Source organism: Gilliamella sp. Fer4-1 (genome assembly GCF_001690515.1).
In the GTDB taxonomy this organism is placed as follows: domain Bacteria; phylum Pseudomonadota; class Gammaproteobacteria; order Enterobacterales; family Orbaceae; genus Gilliamella; species Gilliamella apicola_C.
Genome location: NZ_LZGZ01000050.1, coordinates 1 through 3909 on the forward strand (window position 1 = coordinate 1; position 3909 = coordinate 3909).

6 protein-coding genes are annotated in these 3909 nt (G+C 33.1%); all 6 read left to right on the forward strand.

Translation table 11 applies throughout. From position 1 onward, the window contains the following. The first annotated feature begins 1285 nt into the window (after positions 1-1285). Positions 1286-1735, forward strand: coding sequence for a tetratricopeptide repeat protein (locus A9G30_RS01620; protein WP_065587838.1), 450 nt, complete (start codon positions 1286-1288; stop codon positions 1733-1735). A gap of 165 nt (positions 1736-1900) precedes the next feature. Next, positions 1901-2224: a hypothetical protein gene (locus tag A9G30_RS01625; RefSeq protein ID WP_081295535.1), complete on the forward strand. Its 324-nt coding sequence runs from the start codon at positions 1901-1903 to the stop codon at positions 2222-2224. Positions 2225-2474: 250 nt separating this feature from the next. After that, complete coding sequence (locus A9G30_RS13530; protein WP_442903438.1) at positions 2475-2717, forward strand: RHS repeat domain-containing protein; 243 nt, start codon at positions 2475-2477, stop codon at positions 2715-2717. Positions 2718-2940: 223 nt separating this feature from the next. Continuing rightward, the gene (locus tag A9G30_RS01635; RefSeq protein ID WP_065587841.1) at positions 2941-3282 is read left to right on the forward strand and encodes a hypothetical protein; all 342 of its coding nucleotides are present in this window, start codon (positions 2941-2943) and stop codon (positions 3280-3282) included. A 73-nt stretch (positions 3283-3355) separates the two neighbouring features. Then, positions 3356-3607, forward strand: coding sequence for an RHS domain-containing protein (locus tag A9G30_RS01640; protein WP_065587842.1), 252 nt, complete (start codon positions 3356-3358; stop codon positions 3605-3607). Positions 3608-3627: 20 nt separating this feature from the next. Next, positions 3628-3909: hypothetical protein (locus A9G30_RS01645; protein WP_065587843.1), on the forward strand; the 282-nt coding region annotated here is incomplete at its 3' end.

The window sequence follows — 3909 nt, forward strand, 5'->3', positions numbered from 1 at the left end:
TTGCAATATATCCCGAAAAATAATACCGAATAAAAAATCCAATAATAGATAAAAAATAATAACTCATACAGACTAAAATACTCATGTATATCGACCTTATGTTATAATATTACCAGCCCTATCTTTTCGATATGTTGAACCATCACGGCTTTCACAACGATAATAATCGAGTGCATTGTCATTATCAATGAACAGTTCTCAACAATTTGTCCAACATTAATGATTGTTTTCTATCATGTGATCCTCGCCCAAAAAACGGACAAATGTCACCTTTATGATATAACTAACAATTATAGGAGAACACATTATGTATCAAAAAATTTAGTGCACAAGTCGGCGAGGTACCAATAGAAGTACCAATATATGAAGCAACATCTGTTACCATACCCATTACCGCTAATCTGCCGTCAGTTAAAAGTTAGCGTATCAGGTTATTCTGTTTGGCTAAAGCATGAACCAAATTAAATGAGCTATTTGAGAATATCAAAGCACTTTATTGGCAACATGAAGCCCGTTTAGATGCACCAAGCTTAGTACATGATATCAGGGGGCAAGGGCTAGGATGTATCATACAGAAAGGTTAGTTGAGCATGATAAAAATCAGCCAGAAAAATTATTGATTTTATTAAAGTTTTTATTTTATGGCATAATAAAAAATAATCACATTAATCCTTTTGCTACAAACCTATTATTATGATGTGCTGACTAATACATAAAGTATATTAATAAGTATTTAATTTGTAACTCGCTCAAAAATGCTTTATTTTGTTGTCGATTTCCTAAAGGGGTATTACTACCTAGTGACCAAGAATACCAAATATTGCAGTGCTAATTTTAAGCAGTGAGTGTTACAACATGGACTTAACCAAAGTATGAGCTGAGCAGGCAATTGTTAGGATAATGCCATTACCGAAAGTTTTTCATACGTGAAAAACCGTATTATTCATGATGACAAAACACAGGAAGCAGCCAATAAAAAGCTATTTGAATATACTGAAACTGATTATAATCAAGTTTGCTGACATTTAACTCATGGTTAGATATCGCCTGAACAATATAAAAAGCAGTATTACGTTAATAACATATTTATAGAAGCGAGTACTGTCTAATATTTTGGCGGGAATCAACTAGCGGTTTTATAAGAGCGCCTAATAATTATAACTTAGAATACGTTACACATAATTGGTCACACAAAAATTAGGGCAACCACATAAAAACTGAATATTTTGTTGGACAAGCTGAAAAATCAGCCTATTTTTAATAATTTTAATAAAGTGAGATAAGTATGAAAGAACTTTCGAATGTAGATCCTGATTTAGAGCAAAATATCATATCTATTGTAGAAGACGGCAACGTTTTTAATGTCAATAAAAACTATTCTTCAGCTTTACAAAATTATCAGAAAGCATGGGCGCTTCTACCAGAACCCAAATTAGAATGGGAATTGATCAGTTTATGGTTATCAGGCTCTTTTTATACAACTTATTTTAATTTAAAAGACTATGAAAATGCCAAAATTTGGGCGCATTCTAAGCTGGCAGCTACAAGTTCTGATATTGATATAGGCCCATATATTGATCTTGGCATGGTTTATTATGAATTAGGCCAATATGATGAAGCTTATAAATATTTTAATGCAGCCTATGAATGTGGCAAAACCCGAGCATTCAAAGGACGACCTAAAAAATATTTAGAATTCTATTTAAAAGAGACACAACAAAAGGATAAAAAATAATTTCTAGTTAGCGAAACTAAAGTAATCAAAACCACCTGCCATATCCAGCACAACAACGCCGAACACTGCCTGAGCTAAGTACGTACGTACGCACGAACAAACAGATCGCAACCAGCGTTACGGCTATGTCTATCTGGCATAAATCATGGAGATATAAAAAATATAATGTCAGCAGAATTTCAATTATTTTTTAATGATGAAAAATGGTATATAGCCCATAAAGATAAAATTGCAAATAAAATTAAAACATTAAATACTTATATTAAAAAAAATGACTCCGCATATCTTTTATCAGGAATAGGATCTATTTCTAATAAAGGAAATTGGCCGTTTGATGTTCGCTTTTTTTTTGAAGATAAACGTATTTTTATCGAAATAAGTGCTCATCCCCTAAGTATTGAGAAAGATTTAAAGGCCTTATTTACATGGTTAAGAAAACAGACAGGAATAGTCATATTAGATGAAGATGGAGAATTAGCAGGATGGTGAATATGATCCACTAAAAACTCACTTGTCTATGTTGATAGTGCACTAATGAATGAAACATTGTAAATATCCCATACTTAGTACAAAGTACAATAATCACATAAAAAATTTTGTTATATATTATTTAATACTGCTAAACAGCTACTGACCTATACCGACCCCCGCGTCCACTGCATCCACTACCAGCACGCCCCTTGCGGACTGGTGCACACCCGCATTGATGCTACCTGACGCAAACTCGGCTTTAACTACGATGCCTATAGCGTCTTACCCCCCCCCCTCATCTCTGAATGGCTATCCGGAAGAGTTGACCGACGAAAACGGTAACATACTGTGGGAATGTAGCTTTCAGTTATGGGGAAAACGGGATCAGGAAATTGAACTCCAATCAATAAAGCAAAACCTCAGATATCAGGAACAATATTTAGACAGAAAAACCGACTTACATTACAATACGTTCAGGTACTATGAGCTGGATATAGGCTACTTTACCTAGCTACACCCGATTAGATTGCTGGGTGATTAATCGGTATCAGTATGCGCTTAAACGAGTTGACTTGGGTGGATTGTGTGTGGGGACTGCCCGCCGTCTAGAAAAGAGCCTACCACTTTCTGATGCTACTAAAATTTATAGAATGAGTACGGATTTGATTTCAATCCTCGATAAATAGAAGCTATAAAAGTAAACTATTGGGCATTTTCAAAGAATGTAAAGGGTAATGGTGAAAGACTATATTGTTTCATTTAGAGATAAACAGAGATATGCTCTTATAGAATATAAAAAAATTAAAAAGTTTGATCATTATTATGAAGGCGTGATTATTGAATCTCATTTTCCGAAAGCAGTAACTTTTTTTATTAATGAATGTAATTTGATTATTAATGATATGGCGATATCCCTTTTGGATGAGATTGAAGAAAAATTATATTCTTATGATATTGGTTTAGAAAACAGTTGTTCTAGAATTTTTGATATTGAATTTATTGATAAAAATAAAATTTCTTTTTTTACAAAATACCCCTCAAGTAGGGGTTATTTAGATAAATATCCGAATAGTTAATTAATATAAAAATCGTCATATTCATGAGTCACTGGCGCGGATAGATAAACCAGGTAATGAACCCGAAAGGGTAATGCTCATCCACACCAACCTGAACGGTTGTTTAGAAGAACTTACCGATGCAAACAGCGAATTACTCTGGGAATGCAGCTTTCAGCTATGGGGAAAGCAGATTCATGAAATTGAGCACGAATCAACAGAGCAAAACCTCAGCTATCAGGGACAATATTTAGAATTACAAATACTACAAATAAGCAAAATTATAGAACAGATGGAACATGGGGAAAATTTCACAGTGATAGAAATGCAGCTTATATTCCATTAGGTGGATCAGGATATTAATTTATGAACGAAAATATACTATACAATTTTTTGAAAAATAAACCCTCCTATTTAGATTATGACGATGAAATAAAACTAATAAGCATTATGACTAAACTACCTATGAGTTGGCTCATTAAAAATAAAGACGAATTTATTCATGCTTTAGAGCAATTATCTGACTCTCATACGGGAGGTAATGGATTTTTATTCCAAGAAGAAAGTGACGATATTATATTTGATAATTTTTGTAAATGGTTAATAGAAGTAAATAATAAAACCAGTATACCAACATTAATGTATATT

Bases quoted from the DNA above. Each gene is read 5' to 3' on its own strand.
- A9G30_RS01620 (WP_065587838.1), top strand. From the start codon at position 1,286: ATGAAAGAACTTTCGAATGTAGATCCTGATTTAGAGCAAAATATCATA.
- A9G30_RS13530 (WP_442903438.1), top strand. From the start codon at position 2,475: ATGCCTATAGCGTCTTACCCCCCCCCCTCATCTCTGAATGGCTATCCG.
- A9G30_RS01635 (WP_065587841.1), top strand. From the start codon at position 2,941: ATGGTGAAAGACTATATTGTTTCATTTAGAGATAAACAGAGATATGCT.
- A9G30_RS01640 (WP_065587842.1), top strand. From the start codon at position 3,356: ATGCTCATCCACACCAACCTGAACGGTTGTTTAGAAGAACTTACCGAT.
- A9G30_RS01625 (WP_081295535.1), top strand. From the start codon at position 1,901: ATGTCAGCAGAATTTCAATTATTTTTTAATGATGAAAAATGGTATATA.